This is a genomic window from Streptomyces sp. NPDC005820 (assembly GCF_040630255.1).
GTDB lineage: Bacteria > Actinomycetota > Actinomycetes > Streptomycetales > Streptomycetaceae > Streptomyces.
Genome location: NZ_JBEXXE010000002.1, coordinates 140,356 through 161,810, shown reverse-complemented (window position 1 = coordinate 161,810; position 21,455 = coordinate 140,356). Strand labels below are relative to the sequence as shown.

Here is a 21,455-nt window from a genome sequence, read left to right as displayed (position 1 = left end):
CGCCCTTGAGCGCAGGAGTAGTAGGTGCTTTAGCCAGAACGGCCGCTCAGCGAGCAGGTCAGTCATCAACGCCCGTACGGATACCCCTGCTGATACGGCGGCTGCCCGTGCTGCCCGTACGCCATCATCGGGACCGGCGGGGTCTTCTTGTCGAACAGGGCGGCCAGCAGCAGCACCGTCGCCACCACCAGCGTCACCAGCACCGCGAGCGACAGGAACGGATCCGCCTCCCCGTCGCCGGTGTTGACCAGCCACGGCAGGGTCACGCACTCGTACAGCGCGAACGACCCGAACGCGCCCCAGTCCGAGGGGCGGCCGCGGCGCAGCGCCACGTACAGGAAGGGCACCCACACCAGGAAGCCGCACGAGAACCACGTCAGGGCCGTCCAGCCGAGCCGCTGCGGCCAGCCGGCCTCGAGGCGCTTCTCCGCGCCCGTCATCGTCGTCGTCACCATTGTCCTCACGCCCCCCCAGGTCACCAGGGGGAAAGGGTAGGGCACGGCCGCCGGTACCGGGACCTCCCTATTCTTTACTGTGACATGAGGGAATCTTGTGGCTATGAGGAAGCTGTGTTTCCCGATCACAGGGGTGCCGCACGTTAACGTGCCATCCGCTTCGTGCGCACATACGCATACATGATCGATCGAACGGGTGGGGTGGGATGGCCGAGCACCGGCAGTCCAGGCGGCGCAGATACATCACGTGGGGCGTGGCAGGCGCAGCCGTCCTGGCGGGGGCCGGGATCGCCGCCCAGCAGTCCATGGCGGCCACCACCTGGCCCGCGCAGAAGACCTACACGGGCCGTGCCTTCGACACCTGCACGGCGCCCTCCCTGTCCGCGATGAAGGCCTGGAAGACCGACGGCTTCTACGGCGCCGCCGCCGTCTACGTCGGCGGCAAGAACCGCGGCTGCAACCAGCCCAACCTCACCGCCTCCTGGGTCAAGTCGGTCAACTCCGTGGGCTGGAAGCTCATCCCGCTCTATGTCGGCGCCCAGCCGCCCTGCCAGACCGGCTCCAGCCCCGAGAAGATCACCGCTTCCACGGCCACCTCCCTGGGCGCCACCGACGCGGCGGACGCCGTCGCCAAGGCCTCCGCGCTCGGCATGAAGACCGGCAGCCCGATCTACCTCGACATGGAGGCGTACGACATCACGAACAAGTCGTGCAACGACGCCGTCCTCGCCTACGTCCGCTCCTTCAGCAAGACCCTGCGCGCCAAGACCTACCGCGCCGGCTACTACGGCTTCAGCAGCTCCAGCGCCAAGGCGATCGCCGACGCCACCGACAAGACGGACCTGCCGGGCAACCTGTGGTACGCGCTGTGGGACAAGAAGAACACCACGACCACCGACTGGCCCTGGGGCGCCACCCAGTTCACCGGGCACAGCCGCGGCCACCAGTACATGGTCAACAGCAAGGAGACCCGCGGCGGTTACACCATCACGGTGGACCGCGACGCCTGGGACGCCCCGGTCGCCCTGGTCGGCTGACCCCGGGTACGCAGAGAGACGGCGAGGGGGAGACGGGAGTGCGGGCTGTCAGGGCGGTGCGGGCGGTGCAGGCCGTCGTCGCGCGCGTGCCGGCCGCCGCGCTGCTGCGCACACCCGCCGCCCGGGTCGGCTTCGCCGCGCTGCCCGTCCTCAGCCTGGGGCTGCTGTGCCCCGTCCCCTCCCTCGTCCTCGCCCTGCGCCGCCGCACCCGCGCCGACTGGTGTGCCTTCGCCGCCTTCAGCGCGGTGCTGGCGGCCTGGACAGCCGAACTGGCGCTCACCCCGGTGGACACCCACGGCGCGCTGTTCGGCCTCGACCTGCTGCTGATCGCCCTGTCGACGGCGGCGGCGGCCACGCACGCGTGGCGGGCCTGGCCGCGTCGGCCCGCTGGGGAGTGAGGGAGAGACACGCATGGCCAAGCAAGTGCGACAGGTGTCCCAGGCGCGCCCGGAGCGGTCGGGGCCCGAGGGGCGGGCGACCGTTCTCGGACGCGCCGTGCTCGCCCGGCTGCGCGCCCTGAGCGGACGCGCCATCGCCCTCACAGCGGGGGCGCTCGCCGTGACGGCCGCGCTGCTGGTCACCGCCGTCCTCCTCTTCTCGCGCGACGACCGCCCCCCGATCCCCGCCACCCGCGCCCGTGCCTACACCGACGTCGACGCCTGCCTTCTCACCGGCGACCGGGGCATCACGGCCGGCACCCCCGCGGCGGCGGTCTGGCAGGGCATGCAGGACGCGTCCCTGAAGACGCACGCGCGCGTGAGCTACGCCCCGGTGACCGGCGAGCAGAGCACCGGCAACGCGCGTCCCTTCCTCAACGGCCTTCTCCAGCGTTCCTGCGAGGTCGTCGTTGCCGTGGGCGGGCCGGAGGTCACGGTCGCGCAGGAGACGGCCGCGCACCACAAGAAGGTGTCTTTCGTCCTCGTGGGCGGCACACGCGCGGGGACGAACGTCGGCACGGTGGCCACGGGCGACGACGTACGCGCGGGAGTCGCCCACGCGGTCGAGGCCGCGGTGACGGCAGCACGGGGCTGAGCCCGGGCCACAGGCTGGGCCGAGACCCGAACCACGGACTGGGCCGAGACCCGAACCACGGTCTGGGCCGAGCCCCGAGCCCACGGGTGGGCCGAGCCACGGGCTGGGCTGACCCCTCGCACCGACGAGCGGGCCGTGTCCGAGCGCGGCGGTGCCCGAAGTCCTGGTGAATCGTTGGTCGAATGGGTTGGCCCCAGGCGCACCACTGCCTACCATCGATCACCGCAAGACTTTGTGCACCGTCGCACAATCTCCGACCGGGAGGTTCCCCTTGCACCGCCGTCGTCGTCGCACCGCGTTCCTGCTGTCCGCCGCGATCATGGCGGCGCCCCTCCTCACCGCCTGCGGGAATGACGCGCATCCGGGCGCGGCGGCCGTCGTCGGCGGCCACCGGATCACCGTCGCGCAGCTCGAGACCCGGGTGAACGAGGTGCGCGAGGCCCAGCGGGCGGCCGTCCCCGACGAGGCGCAGTACGCCCAGGTCGTCGCCCAGACCAGCACCCTCACCCGGGACACCCTGCACGGCATGGTCCTGGACGAGGTGCTGAACCGCGCCGCCGAGGACGCGGGCATCACCGTCAGCCGCCGCGAGGTCCAGCAGCTGCGGGCCGGCCTGGAGCAGCAGGCGGGCGGCGCACAGGGCCTGGAGACGGGCTGGCTCCAGCAGTACGGCGTCGCGCCGGAGCGCCTCGACGACAACCTCCGCCTCCAGCTGGAGGCCCAGAAGCTCGCCACGCAGCTCGGCACCACCACCAGCGACCCCGCGTTCTGGAGCGCGCTGTCCGTGACGTCGAAGAAGCTGGGCGTCGACCTCAACCCGCGCTACGGCAGCTGGGACGCGAAGAAGGTCAGCCGCGTCGACGCGAAGACGCCGTGGGTCCGCGAGGTCACCACGACAGGCACACAGCCGGCGTGACAGTACGACGGTATGACCGGCCACCCCTGCCTGTGGACAACTGAGCGGAGCGGTCGGCGGGTGTGGGTTACGTTCGGGGTGTGAACGATGTGACCGCACCCACCGGCTCCGCACCCACCGCCTCCCCGACGGGCCGAGTCGTCCTGCTGACCACCAGCCACCGGGTCGCCCCCGGCCTGCTGTCCTGGCCCGCCTGGCAGACCCTGCGCGAGGCGGACCGCGTCCTGTGCGCCGACGGTGCCCACCCGCAGCTGCCGTATCTGCGCGAGGCGGGGATACGGGTGGAGGAGTCCTCCCCGACCGCCGAGGACCTGGTCACCACCTGCGCGGGCGGACGCACGGTCGTGGTCGTCGCGACCGGCGAGGGCGAACCGGCCCTGACGGACGGACTGGCCCGGCTGGCCGGCTCCGGCCGGGTCGCGATGCCCGAGCTGGAACTGCTCCCCGCCTCCTACGACCTCCCGGGCGCCCGCCTCCTCGACCTGATCCAGGTCATGGACCGCATCCGCCGCGAGTGCCCCTGGTCCTCCCGGCAGACCCACAAGGGCCTCGCCAAGTACGGCATCGAGGAGGCCTACGAGCTGGTCGAGGCCATCGAGGACGGCGACCGCGACGAGCTCCGCGAGGAACTGGGCGACGTCCTCCTCCAGGTCGTCTTCCACGCCCGGATCGCCGAGGAGGACGAGGACGCGCCCTTCTCCATCGACGACGTGGCCGCCACCATCGTCACCAAGCTCATCCACCGCCATCCCCATGTCTTCGGCGACGCCACGGCCACCACCCCGGAGGAGGTCAAGGCGCACTGGCTGCGCACCAAGGCCGTGGAGAAGCGGCGGGAGTCCGTCACGGACGGCATCCCCCTCCACCAGCCCGGCCTCGCCCTGGCGGCGAAACTCTCGTCGAGAGTCCGCTCGGCCGGCCTCGACGTCCCCCTCCCCGCCGGCGAGGGCATCGGCTACGAACTGCTCGCCCTCGCCGCCCGGGCGGAGACGGAGGGCACCGACCCGGAGGCGGCCCTGCGCGCGGCGGCCCGCGTCTACCGGGACGCGATCCGCGAGCGGGAGAAGTAGCGGCGCCGGCCTTCGCGAGAGGAGTAGCGCCGGACACGAGACAAGGAGAAGCGCCGGCGTTCAGGAGCGGAGAAGGCGCCGGTGCTCGAGAAACAGGAAGCCGTTCGAGAAACAGGAAGCAGTGACCAGTCAGCCTCACCCCCCGGCCGCCACCCCGCCGGCCCCCGAGCTCTTCACCTGGGAGTTCGCCACCGACCCCTACCCCGCCTACGCCTGGCTGCGCGAGCACGCCCCCGTGCACCGGACCCGGCTGCCCAGCGGAGTGGAGGCCTGGCTGGTCACCCGGTACGCCGACGCGAAGCAGGCCCTCGCCGACCAGCGGCTCTCAAAGAACCCCGCGCATCACGACGAGCCCGAGCACGCCCGGGGCAGGACCGGTATCCCGGGCGAGCGCAAGGCCGAGTTGATGACACATCTGCTGAACATCGACCCGCCGGACCACACCCGGCTGCGACGGCTCGTCAGCAAGGCGTTCACCCCGCGCCGGGTCGCCGAGTTCGCCCCCCGGGTGCAGGAGCTGACCGACGACCTCATCGACCGGTTCGCCGCCGAGGGCGAGGCCGACCTGATCCACGACTTCGCGTTCCCGCTCCCCATCTACGCGATCTGCGACCTCCTCGGCGTGCCCCGCGAGGACCAGGACGACTTCCGGGACTGGGCGGGCATGATGATCCGTCACGGCGGAGGCCCCCGGGGCGGTGTCGCGCGGTCCGTGAAGAAGATGCGCGGCTATCTGCTGGACCTCATCCACCGCAAGCGCGCGGAACTCCCCGAGCGGCCGGAGCCCGGCGAGGACCTCCTCTCCGGTCTCATCCGCGCCTCCGACCACGGCGAGCACCTCACCGAGAACGAGGCCGCCGCGATGGCCTTCATCCTGCTGTTCGCCGGCTTCGAGACGACGGTCAACCTCATCGGCAACGGCACCTACGCCCTCCTCACCCACCCCGAGCAGCGCGACCGGCTCCAGCGGTCCCTGTCCCGGGGCGAGCGCGGCCTCCTGGAGACCGGCGTCGAGGAACTCCTGCGCTACGACGGGCCGGTCGAACTGGCCACCTGGCGCTTCGCCACCGAACCCCTCGCCCTCGGCGGGCAGGACATCGCCCCCGGCGACCCCGTCCTCGTCGTCCTCGCCGCCGCCGACCGCGACCCCGCCCGCTTCACCGACCCCGACACCCTGGACCTCTCCCGCCGCGACAACCAGCACCTCGGGTACGGCCACGGCATCCACTACTGCCTCGGCGCCCCCCTCGCCCGGCTGGAGGGCCAGACCGCGCTCGCCACTCTCCTCACCCGGCTCCCCGACCTCCGACTCGGGGCGGACCCGGCCGACTTGAGATGGCGCGGCGGGCTCATCATGCGCGGACTGCGCACCCTGCCCGTGGAGTTCACCGCGGTGCGTGGCCGGCCGGTGGCACAGGGACAGCCGACCTGAGGTCAGCCGCAGGATGACCGCCCGGCGGAGCAAAGGTGACCGACCCTCAAGTCTGTGATCTTCACGTGATCTGCGCGGCATTAACTTGTGACAAGTGATCGTCTGCCGATACGTTCACTCGTCAGCGCGGCGTACCCGTGTGTGCTCGCACCGCCCGCCGTGCCGGTCATCGCTGTCCAGAGAAAGGCCCTCGCATGCTCTCCGGGAACGGTCGTCACCGTCGCCCCCGTCAGGCTCCGGCCCTCCTCGTCGCAGCCGGAGTGACCGGCTCCGCCATCGCCATCCCGCTCCTCGCCGCCAGCGGCGCGAGCGCGGCCGACGGCACGGTGTGGGACAAGGTGGCGCAGTGCGAGACCGACGGGTCCTGGAGCGCCAACGAGGGCAACGGCGAGTTCGGCGGCCTGAGCCTCTCCCAAGAGGACTGGGAGACGTACGGCGGCCTCGACTACGCCACCCGCCCCGATCTGGCCAGCCGCAACCAGCAGATAGCCGTGGCCCAGAAGCTGCTCGCCGCGGAGGACATCGGCGCCTGGGGCACCTGCGGGCTGACCTCCGGGCTCAGCAAGCTGAGCGGCGGGGCGGAGGATGTGGACACCGGAGTGGCGGGCGACGAGTCCGACTCGTCCGTGTCATCCGGATTGTCCGACCTGTCCAAGGGGTCGTCCGGCTCGGGTGGCTCCGGCAAGGGCGACGACTCCGGCGCGGATGCGTCCACTCCCTCGACCGATCCGTCCGCTTCGGCCTCCGAGTCCCCTTCGTCCGCTTCGTCCTCCAAGGCGAACGAGTCCGGCAAGTCCGACACTTCGGGCAAGGGGAAGGGTGACGCCGAGGGGTCCGACGGCTCGCCCACGACCATCCCGGAAGCGGACGACTCGGGCGAGTCGGACAATCCTGTCCAGGATGCCGGGACTTGGAGCCTGGTCGACACCGGCTCCCTCGGCTCCGGCCGCCATCGCGGCGCCACCGCCGACGAGACCACCGGGACCACCGGGACCACCGAGACCGCCGAGGGCGGCGCCTCGACCGCCACCTCCGGCCGGCACGCCGCGTCCACCTACACCGTCCAGGAGGGTGACTCGCTCATCAGCATCGCCGACTCCCTTGGTGTCGACGGTGGATGGCGCGCACTCTACGCCGAGAACAAGGACCGCATCGGCGCCGACCCGAGCGCCATCATGCCCGGTCAGACCCTCGACACGGGTGTCCAATAGGGGTGGAACGCCCCTGAAAGCGCCGGGAGTTCACGCCCCACTTCGCGCTGATTGTCCGGTTTGGTGAAAGTGTGGGATGAGTCTCAGAAGTCGTGATCGTCTTTGATATTCCCCGGATCGGCTGTCTACGGTCAGGACCGCTCGGCAATCCGGGCCCCGGCCGCCGCAACGCCGAATCCTGCCAGCGGCAGCCCGGGAACAGTCGTCGCGTCAAGCGCCGTAGGCAGGAGCGGGGGACCCAAGGTAAGTGCCGGGCCCGGCGGTTGACCGCCGGAACCGGCTCGGGGTGAAGCCGCGCACCACGAGGTGCGTGGCCGGGCAACTCAACCGGCCCGAACCCGACAGCTCACCTCGCAGGCGTCGGTGAGGGGATGAACCATGCTGTTTTCCGGCAAGGGCAAGCACCGTCGTCCGTCCAAAGCCACCCGCGTCGCCGCGCTCGCCGGCGTCACCGGTGTCGCCATCGCCGCCCCGCTGATGGCGGCCGGCAACGCCTCGGCCGCCACCGCCTCCGAGTGGGACGCCGTCGCCCAGTGCGAGTCGGGCGGCAACTGGTCCATCAACACCGGCAACGGCTACTACGGCGGCCTGCAGTTCTCCGCCTCCACCTGGGCCGCGTACGGCGGCACCGCCTACGCCGCGCGCGCCGACCTGGCCGGCAAGGAACAGCAGATCGCCATCGCCGAGAAGGTCCTCGCGGGCCAGGGCAAGGGCGCCTGGCCGGTCTGCGGCACCGGCCTGTCCAGCACCCCGTACGGCGGCAGCGCCGGCTCCGCCGGCACCGGCTCCTCGTCGAGCTCCAGCAGCTCCAGCAGCTCCAGCGGCTCCACCGCCACCCGCTCCACCGAGCAGCAGACCGCCTCCCGCTCCACCGAGCGCCCGGCCGCCTCCAAGACGGTCACCACCCCGACCGGCAAGAAGGTCAAGAAGGGCGACGGCGAGTACAAGGTCGTCAAGGGCGACTCCCTCAGCTCGATCGCCGAGAAGCACAAGGTCAAGGGCGGCTGGCAGAAGCTGTTCCAGCTGAACAAGGACATCGTCGAGGACGCGGACCTCATCTACCCGGGTCAGCAGCTGCACCTGAAGTGACATCCGCTTCCCAGCGGGGCCACAGGCCGCTCACATGGTGGCCCCGCACACTGAAAGCCTCGTGAGGGTCACCCCCCCCGTCCCCACGGGCTCCCCGCTCCGGTGCGCATTCCCCCGTACGCACCGGAGCGGGGTTTTCTTTGCCCAGGTGTTCGTCTCTGCGCCACCCGCTCTTTGTTCCGATGGGGAACAATGTGTACGGTCAGTTTGTCCACGGGACGGTCGGTCGGCTGCCGACGGCCCCGGGGCGGATAGGCTCTAGGCGCAAGGCCCAGCAAAGGCCGACAAGGCCCCTGTGCCCCGCACAACCAGCGTCACATCCCAAGAAGGAGATGCTCGTGCCGTCCATCGACGTCGTCGTAGCCCGGGAAATCCTGGACTCCCGAGGCAACCCCACGGTCGAGGTCGAGGTCGGCCTCGACGACGGCAGCACGGGTCGTGCCGCCGTTCCGTCCGGCGCCTCCACCGGTGCCTTCGAGGCCATCGAGCTCCGCGACGGCGACCCCAACCGCTACCACGGCAAGGGTGTCGAGAAGGCCGTCCTCGCCGTCATCGAGCAGATCGGCCCGGAGCTCGTCGGCTACGACGCCACCGAGCAGCGCCTGATCGACCAGGCCATGTTCGACCTGGACGCCACCGACAACAAGGGCTCCCTCGGCGCCAACGCCATCCTCGGCGTCTCCCTCGCCGTCGCCCACGCCGCGTCCGAGGCCAGCGACCTGCCGCTCTTCCGCTACCTGGGCGGCCCCAACGCGCACCTGCTGCCGGTGCCGATGATGAACATCCTGAACGGCGGCTCGCACGCCGACTCCAACGTGGACATCCAGGAGTTCATGATCGCCCCGATCGGCGCGGAGTCCTTCTCCGAGGCCCTGCGCTGGGGCACCGAGGTCTACCACACCCTCAAGAAGGTCCTGAAGACCAAGGGCCTGTCGACCGGCCTCGGCGACGAGGGTGGCTTCGCCCCCAACCTCGACTCCAACCGCGCCGCCCTCGACCTCATCCTCGAGGCGATCAAGGAAGCCGGTTACCTCCCGGGCGAGCAGATCGCCCTCGCGCTCGACGTCGCCGCCTCCGAGTTCTACAAGGACGGAAAGTACCTCTTCGAGGGCAAGGAGCGCTCCGCCGCCGAGATGACGGAGTACTACGAGGAGCTCGTCGCGGCCTACCCGCTCGTCTCCATCGAGGACCCGCTGTTCGAGGACGACTGGGCCGGCTGGAAGGTCATCACCGACCGCCTCGGCGACAAGGTGCAGCTCGTCGGCGACGACCTGTTCGTCACCAACCCCGAGCGCCTCGCCCGCGGCATCGAGGAGGGCACCGCCAACGCCCTGCTGGTCAAGGTGAACCAGATCGGCTCGCTCACCGAGACCCTGGACGCCGTCGAGCTCGCCCAGCGCAACGGCTTCAAGTGCATGATGTCCCACCGCTCCGGCGAGACCGAGGACGTCACCATCGCCGACCTGGCCGTCGCCACCAACTGCGGCCAGATCAAGACCGGCGCCCCGGCCCGCTCCGAGCGCGTCGCCAAGTACAACCAGCTGCTGCGCATCGAGGAGATCCTCGACGACGCCGCGGTGTACGCCGGCCGCTCCGCCTTCCCGCGGTTCCGCGAGGTCTCCAAGGGCTGACCCCGCCCGGGTCGACCGACAGCCAGTCGTACGTACGTCCCCGTACTCGGTCCCGTACCGTGTGCGGGGACGTACGCGCGTGTGAGACGTACGCGCGTGTGGGTGAAAGGGGAGGCGCGAAGCCGATGGCCGTGAAGGACCGGGACCGTTTCTCCACCGCGACCAGACTGCGGCTGCTCGGCGAGCAGACCGCGGCCCGCGTCTACCGCTCCCAGACCAAGCGCCAGGCCCGCCGCTCCCGCCTCACCGGCCGAGCCGCGCTGCTCGCGCTGGTCCTGTGCACCCTGATCGTGGCCCTCGCCTACCCGATGCGGCAGTACGTCTCACAGCGCGCGGACATCGCCGATCTGGAGCGGGAGAAGGCCGAGGCCACCCGGCGGGTGGAACAACTGCGCGATCTCAAGGCACGCTGGCAGGACGACGCGTACGCCGAGCAGCAGATCCGGGAGCGGCTGCACTATGTGATGCCGGGGGAGACCGGCTTCATCGTGATCGACCCCGACGCGGTCAAGAAGGCCCGCGCCGACCTCGGGGCGGCCGACCGCCCCTGGTACTCGAACGTCTGGGACGGGGTCGACAAGTCCGACGCCTCCGACCAGTGAACCGACAGAGAGACAGTCCCCGAAGCATGGAAACGCCCCCGCCGACCACCCCGCGCACCGAGCCCACCGACGCCGACGTCGAGGCCTTCAAGCAGCAGCTCGGCCGGCCGCCGCGTGGGCTGCGCGCGATCGCGCACCGCTGCCCGTGCGGACAGCCGGACGTCGTCGAGACGGCGCCGCGGCTGCCCGACGGCACCCCCTTCCCGACGCTGTACTACCTGACGTGCCCCAAGGCGAACTCCGCGATCGGCACGCTCGAGGCGAACGGCGTGATGAAGGAGATGACGGAGCGGCTGCAGACCGACCCGGAGCTCGCGGCCGCCTACCGCGCCGCGCACGAGGACTACGTGCGGCGCCGGGACGAGATCGAGGAGCTGAAGGGCTTTCCGAGCGCGGGCGGCATGCCGGACCGGGTGAAGTGCCTGCACGTCCTCGTGGCGCACTCCCTGGCGGCGGGCCCGGGCGTGAACCCGCTGGGTGACGAGGCGCTCGCCATGCTGCCCGAGTGGTGGGCCAAGGGGGCGTGCGTGTCGCTTCCCGGGCCGCCGTCCGGTGCGGGGTGGCAGGTGGAGACGTCCGAGGACGAGAAGGGCCACTTCGCGTTCAAGCCCGTCGAGGGAGACACCGGGCCGGCCGAGGGGGACGCCCGATGACCCGTGTCGCCGCCATCGACTGCGGTACGAACTCCATCCGTCTGCTCGTCGCCGATGCCGACCCGGAGACCGGTGAACTGGTCGATCTGGACCGCCGTATGACGATCGTCCGCCTCGGGCAGGGCGTGGACCGGACCGGTCGGCTGGCGCCCGAGGCGCTGGAGCGGACCTTCGCCGCGTGCCGGGAGTACGCGGCGGTGATCAAGGAGCTCGGCGCGGAGCGGCTGCGGTTCGTGGCCACCTCCGCCTCCCGGGACGCCGAGAACCGCGACGAGTTCGTGCGGGGCGTGCTGGACATCCTGGGTGTGGAGCCCGAGGTCATCACCGGCGACCAGGAGGCCGAGTTCTCCTTCACGGGCGCCACGAAGGAGCTCACGGGCCGCGCGGACCTGACCCGGCCCTATCTGGTGGTGGACATCGGCGGCGGCTCCACGGAGTTCGTGGTCGGCGAGGAGCACGTGCGGGCGGCCCGTTCGGTGAACGTCGGCTGTGTGCGGATGACCGAGCGGCACCTGGTCGTGGACGGCGAGGTCACCGACCCGCCGACCGCCGGCCGGATCGCGGCCATGCGGGCCGACATCGAGGCGGCCCTGGACCTGGCCGAGGAGACGGTCCCGCTGCGCGAGGCGCACACGCTGGTGGGCCTGGCGGGCTCCGTGACGACGGTGTCGGCGATCGCGCAGGAGCTGCCCGCGTACGACTCGGCGGCCATCCACCACTCGCGCGTCTCGCACGACAAGGTCCGCGAGATCACCGAGTGGCTGCTGCACTCCACCCACGCCGAGCGCGCGGCGATCGGCTCGATGCACCCGGGCCGGGTGGACGTGATCGCGGCGGGCGCCCTCGTGCTTCTGTCGATCATGGAGCGGATCGGCGCCCGGGAGGTCGTGGTGAGCGAGCACGACATCCTCGACGGCATCGCGTGGTCGGTGGCGGCGGCTTCCCGCTGACTCCGAGCCGGCTCCGTGTCAGTTCCGGGCGCCCCTACTTGCACTCTGCTGAGCAGGCAGGATGCCCGTTTGAGCGCGGCCGGGGGCCTTGCCGGAGCCCCCGGCGCAGGCCCCGCGGAAAAGTTCGTGAAGTTCTTCACAAGGATTTCGACCCTGGTGAGGGGCGAATGAGGGCCGGTTGACCCTTCCGGGGGGTCAACACCCGTGTGAACGTGTTCAAAAGAGGCGCGCACGGACGTTTCGCGATGGTCCTCCGAGGGGGTGTTTCCGACCCCTCACCCCACCCCCGGACACCCGGAGAGGCAGCTCACGCGGCATTGACAACGCCTCGCCCTACACGCTGGTTCCCCCTCCACGCCATGACGTGGATCACGCGGGTCGCGGAGGATAGCACACACCCTCCACAAGCTTGTGAAGGGGCGCACGAGCGACCCCCCTGGGGCGGGTGGATACTCGATGCCATGAGCACCACGGAGCGTCCCAGGATCCTCGTAGTAGGCGGTGGGTACGTAGGCCTGTACGCAGCTCGGCGCATCCTCAAGAAGATGCGCTACGGCGAGGCGACCGTCACGGTCGTCGACCCCCGGTCGTACATGACCTACCAGCCCTTCCTCCCCGAAACCGCCGCCGGCAACATCTCCCCGCGCCACGTCGTCGTCCCGCTGCGACGCGTGCTGCCCAAGGCGGAGGTCCTCACCGGCCGGGTCACCACCATCGACCAGGACCGCAAGGTCGCCACGATCGCCCCGCTGGTCGGCGAGGCGTACGAGCTGCCCTTCGACTACCTGGTGATCGCGCTCGGCGCGGTCTCCCGCACCTTCCCGATCCCCGGCCTCGCCGAGCAGGGCATCGGCATGAAGGGCGTCGAGGAGGCCATCGGCCTGCGCAACCACGTCCTCGAGCAGCTCGACAAGGCCGACTCCACCACCGACGAGGAGATCCGCCGCAAGGCGCTCACCTTCGTCTTCATCGGCGGCGGCTTCGCCGGCGCGGAGACCATCGGTGAGGTCGAGGACATGGCCCGCGACGCGGCCAAGTACTACAAGACGGTGTCCCGCGAGGACATGCGGTTCATCCTCGTCGACGCCGCCGACAAGATCCTGCCCGAGGTCGGCCCCAAGCTCGGCCAGTACGGCAAGGAGCACCTCGAGGCCCGCGGCGTGGAGATCTACCTCTCCACCTCCATGGACTCCTGCGTCGACGGCCACGTCGTGCTGAAGAACGGCCTCGAGGTCGACTCCAACACGATCGTGTGGACCGCCGGCGTCAAGCCGAACCCGGTCCTGGCCCGCTACGGCCTCCCGCTCGGCCCCCGCGGCCACGTCGACTGCGCCCCCAGCCTCCAGGTCCAGGGCACCGACTACATCTGGGCCGCCGGCGACAACGCCCAGGTCCCGGACGTGGCCGCCCGCAAGGCCGGCGTGGAGAACGCCTGGTGCCCGCCGAACGCGCAGCACGCGCTGCGTCAGGCCAGGGTGCTCGGCGACAACGTGATCTCCGGTATGCGGGGCTTCCCGCAGAAGGACTACGAGCACTCCAACAAGGGCGCGGTGGCGGGCCTCGGCCTCCACAAGGGCGTCGCGATGATCGTCATGGGCAAGATGAAGATCAAGCTCAAGGGCCGTCTCGCCTGGTACATGCACCGTGGCTACCACGGTCTGGCGATGCCGACCTGGAACCGCAAGATCCGCGTCTTCGCCGACTGGACCCTCGGCATGTTCCTCAAGCGCGAGGTCGTCGCCCTCGGCGCGATGGAGAACCCCCGCGAGGAGTTCTACGAGGCGGCCAAGCCCGCCCCGGCCCCGGCCGTGGCCAAGCCGGAGAACGAGAAGGCCAAGGCCTCCTGATCTCCACCCCCTGAACGCCCCGAAGGGGCCGCCCGCCATCCGTGGTGCGGGCGGCCCCTTCGGCGTTCGCTCACTTCCGCAGCTGCGCCGGGGCCGCCTGGTCCGGCAGCCGCGGCCGGTCCTGGGCGTCGAGCGGGGTGCCGTCGGGGTAGCGGGCGCAGTCGGCGTACGCGCCGACCAGGAGCCGGTCGCCGGGGAGCGCGTCGACCCGGAGGGAGACCGGTACCCCGTCGGAGCCGTCCGGTGTCACGCGGAGCGTCCGCCTCGGCGCGGCGTTCTCGTACCGGGTGACCTCCCAGCCCCGCCGCACCAGCTCCGCACGGGCCCGCCGCAGCGCCGCCGCGGCCTCCTCGTCGGAGACGCCCTTCAGCCTCCACTCGGCCGACACGTTCACCACGTCCGGCACGAGCGGCGGAGTGTCGTTCAGCTGGTCGGCCCAGTGGCTCAGGCCCCGGTACTGGCAGCTGTCGTTGTACGCGACGAGACCGCCGGACCGTTCCGCCTCCAGCTCGGCGCCGGTCAGCGCCAGCGCGTCGTACACGGTCTGGGTCTCGTCGTCCAGGCGGGCCGCCGTCGCGGCCGGGTCCGCGACGGGGTACGGCTCGCCCTCCCACACCCGGACGAACTTCACCAGCCCGGCGACGCAAGCGCCCGACAACGCCAGAGCAACGGCCACCCGGAACCATATGTGGCGACGCCCCTTCTGTTCCTCTGTCATGAACAGCATCTTGAGGCCCGGCCGGCGTCCCGGGCATGAGTCGCCCCACTCGGTCCCCACCGGTGACATCGGCGGAGTTTGCCCGTCCGTGACGCGCGTGGGGGACTGCTTCCGGGCACACCAGGTGTTTACGTGGAATCAGGACAGTACGGGATCACCGTCACGGAGGTGTGCTCCATGACCGACGCCGCGCCGCGGCTCCATGCGCTCGTCGAACAGTTGCTGGGCGCCCCGCTCCCGATGCGCATCCGCGCCTGGGACGGTTCGCAGGCGGGCCCGCCCGACGCGCCCGCCCTGGTGGTGCGCAACCGAAGAGCCCTGCGCCGACTGCTCTTCAAGCCGGGCGAGCTGGGGCTCGCCCGTGCCTGGGTCGCCGGGGACCTGGAGATCGAGGGCGACCTGTATCGCGCCATGGACCTGCTCTCGGGGCTGATCTGGGAGCGGGGCGAGGACGCCCGTACCCTCGGCCAGGCCCTGCGCGACCCCGCGTTCCGCGCGGCCGCGCTCGGGCTGCTCAGGCTCGCGGGACTCCCGCTGCCGCCCGCACCGCCCCCCGAGGAGATCCGCCGCACCCGCAACCTGCACACCCGCCGCACCGACCGACAGGCCATCAGCCACCACTACGACGTCGGCAACGACTTCTACGGGATCGTCCTCGGGCCGTCCATGGTGTACTCCTGCGCCTACTGGCCCCACCCCGGCGGCAGCCTCGAGGAGGCCCAGCGCGACAAGCTCGAACTCGTCTGCCGCAAACTGGCCCTGAAGCCCGGTCAGCGACTCCTCGACGTCGGCTGCGGCTGGGGCTCCATGGCCGTCCACGCGGCCCGCGAGCACGGGGTGCAGGTCGTCGGCGTCACCCTCTCCCAGGAGCAGGCGGCCTACGCCCGCAAGCGCGTCGCCGACGCCGGGCTCACCGACCGCGTCGACATCCGGGTGCAGGACTACCGGGACGTGACCGACGGGCCGTACGACGCGATCTCCTCCATCGGCATGGCGGAACACGTCGGCGCCGCGAAGTACCTGGAGTACGCCGGCGACCTGTACGCGCTCCTCGCCCCCGGCGGACGTCTGCTCAACCACCAGATCTCCCGGCGCCCCCAGCACGACGAATCCGCCTACCACCTCGACGGATTCATCGACTCCTACGTCTTCCCGGACGGCGAGCTGGCCCCCATCGGCACCACCGTCACCCAGCTCGAACGCGCCGGCTTCGAGGTCCGGGACGTCGAGTCGATCCGGGAGCACTACGCCCTCACCCTGCGCCACTGGGTGGGCCGGCTGGAGGACGACTGGACCCGCGCCGTGCGGCTCACCAGCCCCGGCCGGGCCCGCGTCTGGCGGCTGTACATGGCCGCCTGCGCCGTCGGCTTCGAACGCAACCGGCTGGGCGTCAACCAGGTCCTCGCCGTGCGGACACCGCAGTCCGGTGACTCCGGGATGCCGCTGCGCGCCCGTACCTGGAACTGAGCGCAGGAAGAAGGGGCCCCGCCATATCCTCGGCGGGGCCCCTTCCGGGCGTCGGCTACTCCGACTTGATCGCCGTCAGCATGTTCAGCCGGGCCGCCCGCCGGGCCGGCCACAGCGCCGCGAGGACGCCCACCCCGCCGGCCAGCAGCAGGAACAAGGCCATCCGGCCCCACGGCAGGACGAGTTCGTACGTCGCCATCTTCGTGCCGACCAGCTCACCGGCCGCCCAGCCGAAGAACACGCCCAGGCCGACGCCGAGCACACCGCCGAACAGGGAGATGACGAGGGACTCCAGACGGACCATCCGCTTGACCGCGCGGCGGTCCAGGCCGATCGCCCGCAGCATGCCGATCTCCTGCGAGCGCTCGAAGACCGACATCGCGAGGGTGTTGATCACCCCGAGGACCGCGACGATCACGGCCATGGCCAGCAGGCCGTAGAGCATGTTCAGCATCAGCGTGAACATCTGCGCGATGCTGTCCGACAGGTCCTTCTTGCTCTGCACCTTGATGGCCGGGTTGGAGCCGAGGGCCTTCTCCAGCCGGTCCTTGGTCGCGTCCGAGGCGCCGCCCGAGGTCTTGACCATGACCTGCATGTCGGCCGGGTCCTCCTGGTGCGGGGCGAGCGCGGCGGTGTCGAGCAGGATGCCCCGGATCAGCTCGTTGCCCTCGTACACCCCGGCGACCGTGAGCCGCTCCTTCTCGCCGTCCTCGTAGGAGACGGCGAAGTCCGAACCGGCCTTCCAGCCGTACAGCTTCGCCGTGTCCTCGTCCACGACGACCTGCGTGCCGTCCACCGCGAAGGTGCCGTCGTCGACCGTGAGGTCGGTGAGCCTGCCGATGGCGGAGCCGTCGACGCCGGTGAGGTACTCGGTGGTGTCGTCGATCCGGGCGGGCGCGTTGCGCAGCGGGCTGGTGGCGGTCACGCCCTGGGTGGACCGCAGCTTCTGCTCGACGTCCGGGGAGAGCTCGTTGCCGTTCGCCATCGACACCACGTAGTCGGCGCGGATGGCGGAGGACGCCATCTTGTCGATCGACTTCTGCAGGCTGCCCGCCGTCACCGTCATGCCGGTGATCAGGGTGAGGCCGATCATCAGCGCCGAGGCGGTGGCGGCCGTACGGCGCGGGTTGCGCACCGAGTTCTGCCGGGCCAGCCGGCCCGAGACCCCGAAGATCCGCAGGGCGGGCGCCACGCCCGCGATCAGCGGGCGGGACAGCAGCGGGGTCAGGATGAACACACCGATGATCAGCAGGACCGCGCCGATGCCCATGGGGGCCTGTCCGTCCGAGCCGTCCATCGTCGTCGCGTACAGGACGGTCGCGACGCCCGCCGCCGTGAACAGCGCGCCCAGCGTGTTGCGCAGCACCAGCGACTTGGTGGTCGCCTTGGCGTGCAGGCTGCTCATCGCGGCGACCGGCGGGATCTTCGCTGCCCGGCGGCCGGGCAGCCAGGCGGCCAGCATGGTGATGACGACCCCGACGCCGAGGGCGGCGGCGACCGTGCCGGGGGAGACGACGAGCGGCCCGTCGGGGACGGTCGCGCCGAGCGTGTTCATCAGCGAGCGCAGCCCGGCGCCGATCCCGATGCCGGCCACCAGACCGGTCACCCCGGCCACCGCGCCCACCACGAACGCCTCGATCAGCACCGACCGCGTCACCTGCCGGCGCGAGGCGCCCACGGCCCGCAGCAGCGCGAGCTCCTTGGTGCGCTGGGCGACCAGCATGGTGAAGGTGTTGGCGATGATGAACGTGCCCACGAACAGCGCGATCCCGGCGAACACCAGCAGGCCCTGCTTCAGGCCGCTCATCGAGGCGGAGATCGTCACCGCCTGGCGGTGGGCGAGCTGCTCGCCGGTGTCGGTCAGCACCTTGCCCTTGGGCAGGGCGGCGTCCAGGGCGGCCGCCAGCGCGGTCTGCGAGACGCCGGGATCGGCCTCCACGTCGATCTCGTCGTACGTGCCGGTCTTGCCGAACAGCTTCTGCGCGGTCGCCGTGTCGAACAGGGCGAGGCTGCCGCCCGCGGCGACGTTGCCGTCGTCGGTGGTGAAGATGCCGGCGATCTTCGGGGTCAGCACCGGGCCGTCGACCGAGATCCGCACGGTGTCGCCGACCCGGTAGCCGGCCCGCTCGGCGGTCCTCGTGTCGATGAGGACCTCGTTCGCGCCGCTCGGGGCGTGTCCCTCGGCGAGCGGGTAGCGGGGGTCCTTCGTCCCCCAGTAGTTGCCGCCCTGTGACTGGAAACCGCCGCCTATGAGCTTGCCGTCCTTGTCGGCGATGGCGGTGAAGCCGGTCACGACGCCCACGGCGGAGGCCGCGCCGTCCACCTTCGCGCTCTGCTCGCGCAGGGCGTCGGTGAGTTCGGGGGTCTTGCCCATACGGTCGCCGACGTCGTCCTGGGGCCTGGCGGTGACGGCGACGTCGACGTGGTCGAAGCCCTTGGCGGAGCTGTTCTGCAGGGCGTTGGACAGGGTGTTGGTGAAGACGAGCGTCCCGGAGACGAAGGCCACGCCGAGCATCACGGCGAGCACGGTCATCATGAGCCGGGCCTTGTGCGCGAGGACGTTGCGCAGGGCGGTGCGGAACATCAGCTGGTCCGGCCCTTCGCGTCGAACTCGGAGGTCTGGGGGTTCCCCCCAGGAAGAAGGCGCATGAAGTCGAGAACGGTCTCGGCCGTCGGGCGGTGCATCTCGTCGACGATGCGGCCGTCCGCGAGGAACACCACCCGGTCCGAGTACGCCGCCGCCACCGGGTCGTGGGTCACCATCACCACCGTCTGGCCCAGTTCCCGCACGGAGTTGCGCAGGAAGCCCAGCACCTCGGCGCCGGAGCGGGAGTCGAGGTTTCCGGTCGGTTCGTCGCCGAAGATGATGTCGGGCCGGGAGGCCAGGGCGCGGGCGACGGCGACGCGCTGCTGCTGACCGCCGGAGAGCTGGGAGGGGCGGTGGCCGAGCCGGTCCTTCAGCCCCACCATCCCGATGACCGTCTCCAGCCACTCCTTGTCCGGTTTCCGCCCCGCGATGTCCATCGGGAGGGTGATGTTCTCCAGGGCGGTCAGGGTCGGCAGCAGGTTGAACGCCTGGAAGATGAACCCGATCTTGTCGCGGCGGAGCTTGGTGAGCTGCTTGTCCTTCAGCGAGCCGAGCTCCGTCTCGCCGATGCGCACCGAGCCCGAGGAGAAGGTGTCGAGGCCGGCGACACAGTGCATCAGGGTGGACTTGCCGGACCCGGAGGGGCCCATGATCGCGGTGAACTCGGCCTGCCGGAAGTCGACGGAGACCCGGTCCAGGGCGACCACCTGGGTCTCGCCCTGCCCGTAGATCTTCGACAGGTCCGTGGCACGGGCGGCCACGGTCGTGGTCCGTTCGGCGAGGGGGCTGGTGGTCACGGAAACGCGCTCCTGTCGGGAGGGTGGGATGGGGGTCTTGCGGACTTGAACCATCGTTCCGGCAGTCGGCGGCCCTGTAGTCAGTCGTTGTTCCGGTTCTGAAGGCAGACTCCGGTCGGACCACGGAGCGCCGTGTCATACCTGGGGATGACACCCGTCCCTCAGAGGCGCGAGGGCGACGGTTCGTCAAGAACCGGTGGAGCACCCTCGTTCGGGCGGTGAAATTCCGTCATTCCGTATGCGCAAGCGGTTGCCGCGCGCCAGGCTACTGGCAAGTGCGGATGGCCAGTTCCAGGTGCTGATGCACCCTCAGACGTCAATAAAATAAGACAACATCGGTCCACTCTTCCGCTGTTCGGGGGACGGATCCCGATAGGGTCGGAAGCTCAACGCGGAGCCCAAGGCCTGCCCAGATGGTGGAATGCAGACACGGCGAGCTTAAACCTCGCTGCCCCTTCGCGGGCGTGCCGGTTCAAGTCCGGCTCTGGGCACTTCCGACACCTCGTCGATGACTGCACCCTCCATTGAGGCGTTGACCGCCGCGTCCCCCTCATTGACACCGGCTACCCCCGGGCGCAGACTCGCTTGCGACAACAGTGAAGAAAACTTCACTGGACGAACAACCAGTCTGACAAGCAGTCTGAAGGGAACGCCCGATGCGCACCACTGTCGGCATCATCGGCGCCGGCCCGGCCGGCCTCCTCCTCGCCCGTCTGCTCCATGGCGCCGGCATCGACTCCGTCGTCCTGGAGAGCCGCGACCGGGCCTACGTCGAGCACCGCCAGCGCGCCGGGATCCTGGAACAGGGCACGGTCGACGTCCTGCGCGCGGCCGGCGCCGGGGAGCGCATGGACCACGAGGGGCTGCGCCACGACGGCATCGAGCTGCGCTACGACAGGAAGCGCCACCGCGTCGACTTCCCCGCCCTCACCGGCGGCCGGTCCGTGATGGTCTACGCGCAGACCGAGGTCTGCAAGGACCTCATCGCCCTCCAGCTGAAGGAGGGCGGCCCGCTGCTGTTCGAGGCCGAGGCGCTGGCCGTGGAGGGCGCCGACACCGACAGCCCGCGCGTCCGCTTCCGGCACGAGGGCGTCGAGGACGTCCTGGAGTGCGACTACGTCGTCGGCTGCGACGGCTTCTGGGGCGTGGCCCGGGGCGCGATCCCGGCCGAACTGACCCGTGTCTTCGAACGGACGTACCCCTTCGGCTGGCTCGGCATCCTCGCCGACGTGGCGCCCTCGCACGACGAGCTGGTCTACGCCCGCCACGACCGCGGCTTCGCCCTGCTGTCCATGCGCTCCCCGTCCGTCTCCCGCCTCTACCTCCAGGTGCCCGAGGGCACCGACGCCGAGAGCTGGGGCGACGAGGAGATCTGGGACGAGCTGGAGCGCCGCTTCGAGACCGGGGACGGCTGGCGGCTGGAGCGCGGGCCGATCACCCAGAAGTCGGTCACCCCCATGCGGTCGTACGTCCACGAACCCATGCGGTACGGCCGGCTCTTCCTCGCCGGGGACGCCGCGCACATCGTCCCGCCGACCGGCGCCAAGGGGCTGAATCTGGCCGTCGGGGACGTCGTCACCTTCGCGCGGGCGCTGTCGCACGAGAAGGAGACCGGGTCGGCCGAACTGCTCGACGCGTACTCGGAGACCTGTCTGCGGCGCGTCTGGCAGGCCGAGCGGTTCTCGTACGACATGACGACCCTGCTGCACCGCGCACCCGACGCCACCCCCTTCGAGGACCGGCTCCAGATCGCCCGGCTGGAGCGGATCGCCTCCTCGCGCGCCGCCGAGACCGATCTGGCCGAGGGGTACACCGGGTTCCCGTTCGGGTGATCGGCCGGACGGTCTCCGACCGGTTCCGGCCAGGTCGCAGGTTGGTCATGAATGGGGCCCTCCAGTACCGGGAATCAGGACGCCACGTAGCGTGTTGCGCAGCACGACGAGGGAAAGATCCTCCCCAAG

At 70.8% G+C, this 21,455-nt stretch carries 19 protein-coding genes, 1 tRNA gene and 1 riboswitch; of the genes, 16 read left to right on the top strand and 4 right to left on the bottom strand.

Annotated features, from left to right (window positions below; translation table 11 throughout):
• Positions 1-65: 65 nt before the first annotated feature.
• Positions 66-455 carry a hypothetical protein gene (locus ABZ464_RS03060; protein WP_359270652.1) on the bottom strand — a complete coding sequence of 130 codons (390 nt, stop codon included), beginning with the start codon at positions 453-455 and terminating at the stop codon, positions 66-68.
• Positions 456-661: 206 nt separating this feature from the next.
• Between ABZ464_RS03060 and ABZ464_RS03055 the strand changes: the two genes are divergently transcribed.
• From ABZ464_RS03055 to ABZ464_RS02995, 13 genes are all read left to right on the top strand, one after another.
• Positions 662-1,492 (top strand): glycoside hydrolase domain-containing protein, encoded by an 831-nt coding sequence (locus ABZ464_RS03055; RefSeq protein ID WP_359270058.1) that lies wholly within the window; start codon positions 662-664, stop codon positions 1,490-1,492.
• 38 nt (positions 1,493-1,530) lie between these two features.
• Positions 1,531-1,890: a hypothetical protein gene (locus ABZ464_RS03050; RefSeq protein ID WP_359270055.1), complete on the top strand. Its 360-nt coding sequence runs from the start codon at positions 1,531-1,533 to the stop codon at positions 1,888-1,890.
• A 13-nt stretch (positions 1,891-1,903) separates the two neighbouring features.
• Positions 1,904-2,524 carry a hypothetical protein gene (locus tag ABZ464_RS03045; protein WP_359270053.1) on the top strand — a complete coding sequence of 207 codons (621 nt, stop codon included), beginning with the start codon at positions 1,904-1,906 and terminating at the stop codon, positions 2,522-2,524.
• A gap of 271 nt (positions 2,525-2,795) precedes the next feature.
• Positions 2,796-3,440 (top strand): SurA N-terminal domain-containing protein, encoded by a 645-nt coding sequence (locus tag ABZ464_RS03040; RefSeq protein WP_359270051.1) that lies wholly within the window; start codon positions 2,796-2,798, stop codon positions 3,438-3,440.
• An 89-nt stretch (positions 3,441-3,529) separates the two neighbouring features.
• Entirely contained in the window at positions 3,530-4,510 is a 981-nt protein-coding gene (locus tag ABZ464_RS03035; protein ID WP_359270650.1) for a nucleoside triphosphate pyrophosphohydrolase, read from the top strand.
• 121 nt (positions 4,511-4,631) lie between these two features.
• Positions 4,632-5,942 carry a cytochrome P450 gene (locus ABZ464_RS03030; protein WP_359270048.1) on the top strand — a complete coding sequence of 437 codons (1,311 nt, stop codon included), beginning with the start codon at positions 4,632-4,634 and terminating at the stop codon, positions 5,940-5,942.
• Between the two features lie 194 nt (positions 5,943-6,136).
• A complete protein-coding gene (locus tag ABZ464_RS03025) occupies positions 6,137-7,153 on the top strand; it encodes a transglycosylase family protein (RefSeq protein WP_359270045.1) in 1,017 nt (338 codons plus the stop codon).
• A 205-nt stretch (positions 7,154-7,358) separates the two neighbouring features.
• Positions 7,359-7,528, top strand: a riboswitch (cyclic di-AMP (ydaO/yuaA leader).
• Positions 7,529-7,531: 3 nt separating this feature from the next.
• Complete coding sequence (locus ABZ464_RS03020; protein ID WP_359270043.1) at positions 7,532-8,242, top strand: transglycosylase family protein; 711 nt, start codon at positions 7,532-7,534, stop codon at positions 8,240-8,242.
• A 332-nt stretch (positions 8,243-8,574) separates the two neighbouring features.
• Entirely contained in the window at positions 8,575-9,873 is a 1,299-nt protein-coding gene (gene eno / locus ABZ464_RS03015) for a phosphopyruvate hydratase (RefSeq protein WP_359270041.1), read from the top strand.
• A 125-nt stretch (positions 9,874-9,998) separates the two neighbouring features.
• The gene (locus tag ABZ464_RS03010) at positions 9,999-10,475 is read left to right on the top strand and encodes a septum formation initiator family protein (RefSeq protein WP_359270038.1); all 477 of its coding nucleotides are present in this window, start codon (positions 9,999-10,001) and stop codon (positions 10,473-10,475) included.
• Between the two features lie 26 nt (positions 10,476-10,501).
• Positions 10,502-11,128, top strand: coding sequence for a DUF501 domain-containing protein (locus ABZ464_RS03005; RefSeq protein ID WP_359270035.1), 627 nt, complete (start codon positions 10,502-10,504; stop codon positions 11,126-11,128).
• Positions 11,125-12,078 carry a Ppx/GppA phosphatase family protein gene (locus ABZ464_RS03000; protein WP_359270033.1) on the top strand — a complete coding sequence of 318 codons (954 nt, stop codon included), beginning with the start codon at positions 11,125-11,127 and terminating at the stop codon, positions 12,076-12,078. The genes ABZ464_RS03005 and ABZ464_RS03000 overlap by 4 nt, the downstream gene beginning before the upstream one ends.
• Positions 12,079-12,539: 461 nt before the next feature.
• Positions 12,540-13,925, top strand: coding sequence for an NAD(P)/FAD-dependent oxidoreductase (locus ABZ464_RS02995; protein ID WP_359270030.1), 1,386 nt, complete (start codon positions 12,540-12,542; stop codon positions 13,923-13,925).
• 70 nt (positions 13,926-13,995) lie between these two features.
• On the opposite strand, the gene ABZ464_RS02990 is transcribed toward ABZ464_RS02995, so the two are convergent.
• Positions 13,996-14,643 (bottom strand): hypothetical protein, encoded by a 648-nt coding sequence (locus ABZ464_RS02990; protein WP_359270028.1) that lies wholly within the window; start codon positions 14,641-14,643, stop codon positions 13,996-13,998.
• Positions 14,644-14,820: 177 nt separating this feature from the next.
• Between ABZ464_RS02990 and ABZ464_RS02985 the strand changes: the two genes are divergently transcribed.
• Positions 14,821-16,110: a cyclopropane-fatty-acyl-phospholipid synthase family protein gene (locus ABZ464_RS02985; RefSeq protein WP_359270026.1), complete on the top strand. Its 1,290-nt coding sequence runs from the start codon at positions 14,821-14,823 to the stop codon at positions 16,108-16,110.
• A gap of 55 nt (positions 16,111-16,165) precedes the next feature.
• Here the strand turns inward: ABZ464_RS02985 and ABZ464_RS02980 are convergent, their stop codons facing one another.
• Positions 16,166-18,694 (bottom strand): FtsX-like permease family protein, encoded by a 2,529-nt coding sequence (locus ABZ464_RS02980; RefSeq protein ID WP_359270024.1) that lies wholly within the window; start codon positions 18,692-18,694, stop codon positions 16,166-16,168.
• Positions 18,694-19,494, bottom strand: a complete 801-nt coding sequence (locus ABZ464_RS02975) for an ABC transporter ATP-binding protein (RefSeq protein WP_359270022.1) — start codon at positions 19,492-19,494, stop codon at positions 18,694-18,696. The genes ABZ464_RS02980 and ABZ464_RS02975 overlap by 1 nt, the downstream gene beginning before the upstream one ends.
• Positions 19,495-19,901: 407 nt before the next feature.
• Between ABZ464_RS02975 and ABZ464_RS02970 the strand changes: the two genes are divergently transcribed.
• Positions 19,902-19,985, top strand: a tRNA-Leu gene (locus ABZ464_RS02970).
• Between the two features lie 165 nt (positions 19,986-20,150).
• Positions 20,151-21,326, top strand: a complete 1,176-nt coding sequence (locus tag ABZ464_RS02965; RefSeq protein ID WP_359270019.1) for a 4-hydroxybenzoate 3-monooxygenase — start codon at positions 20,151-20,153, stop codon at positions 21,324-21,326.
• Positions 21,327-21,455 lie beyond the last annotated feature (129 nt).

Excerpts from the sequence above, each read along its gene's own strand:
- ABZ464_RS03060 (WP_359270652.1), bottom strand. The coding sequence starts at position 455 with ATGGTGACGACGACGATGACGGGCGCGGAGAAGCGCCTCGAGGCCGGC.
- ABZ464_RS03055 (WP_359270058.1), top strand. The coding sequence starts at position 662 with ATGGCCGAGCACCGGCAGTCCAGGCGGCGCAGATACATCACGTGGGGC.
- ABZ464_RS03045 (WP_359270053.1), top strand. The coding sequence starts at position 1,904 with ATGGCCAAGCAAGTGCGACAGGTGTCCCAGGCGCGCCCGGAGCGGTCG.
- ABZ464_RS03025 (WP_359270045.1), top strand. The coding sequence starts at position 6,137 with ATGCTCTCCGGGAACGGTCGTCACCGTCGCCCCCGTCAGGCTCCGGCC.
- ABZ464_RS03020 (WP_359270043.1), top strand. The coding sequence starts at position 7,532 with ATGCTGTTTTCCGGCAAGGGCAAGCACCGTCGTCCGTCCAAAGCCACC.
- eno (WP_359270041.1), top strand. The coding sequence starts at position 8,575 with ATGCTCGTGCCGTCCATCGACGTCGTCGTAGCCCGGGAAATCCTGGAC.
- ABZ464_RS03010 (WP_359270038.1), top strand. The coding sequence starts at position 9,999 with ATGGCCGTGAAGGACCGGGACCGTTTCTCCACCGCGACCAGACTGCGG.
- ABZ464_RS03005 (WP_359270035.1), top strand. The coding sequence starts at position 10,502 with ATGGAAACGCCCCCGCCGACCACCCCGCGCACCGAGCCCACCGACGCC.
- ABZ464_RS03000 (WP_359270033.1), top strand. The coding sequence starts at position 11,125 with ATGACCCGTGTCGCCGCCATCGACTGCGGTACGAACTCCATCCGTCTG.
- ABZ464_RS02995 (WP_359270030.1), top strand. The coding sequence starts at position 12,540 with ATGAGCACCACGGAGCGTCCCAGGATCCTCGTAGTAGGCGGTGGGTAC.
- ABZ464_RS02990 (WP_359270028.1), bottom strand. The coding sequence starts at position 14,643 with ATGACAGAGGAACAGAAGGGGCGTCGCCACATATGGTTCCGGGTGGCC.
- ABZ464_RS02985 (WP_359270026.1), top strand. The coding sequence starts at position 14,821 with ATGACCGACGCCGCGCCGCGGCTCCATGCGCTCGTCGAACAGTTGCTG.
- ABZ464_RS02980 (WP_359270024.1), bottom strand. The coding sequence starts at position 18,694 with ATGTTCCGCACCGCCCTGCGCAACGTCCTCGCGCACAAGGCCCGGCTC.
- ABZ464_RS02965 (WP_359270019.1), top strand. The coding sequence starts at position 20,151 with ATGCGCACCACTGTCGGCATCATCGGCGCCGGCCCGGCCGGCCTCCTC.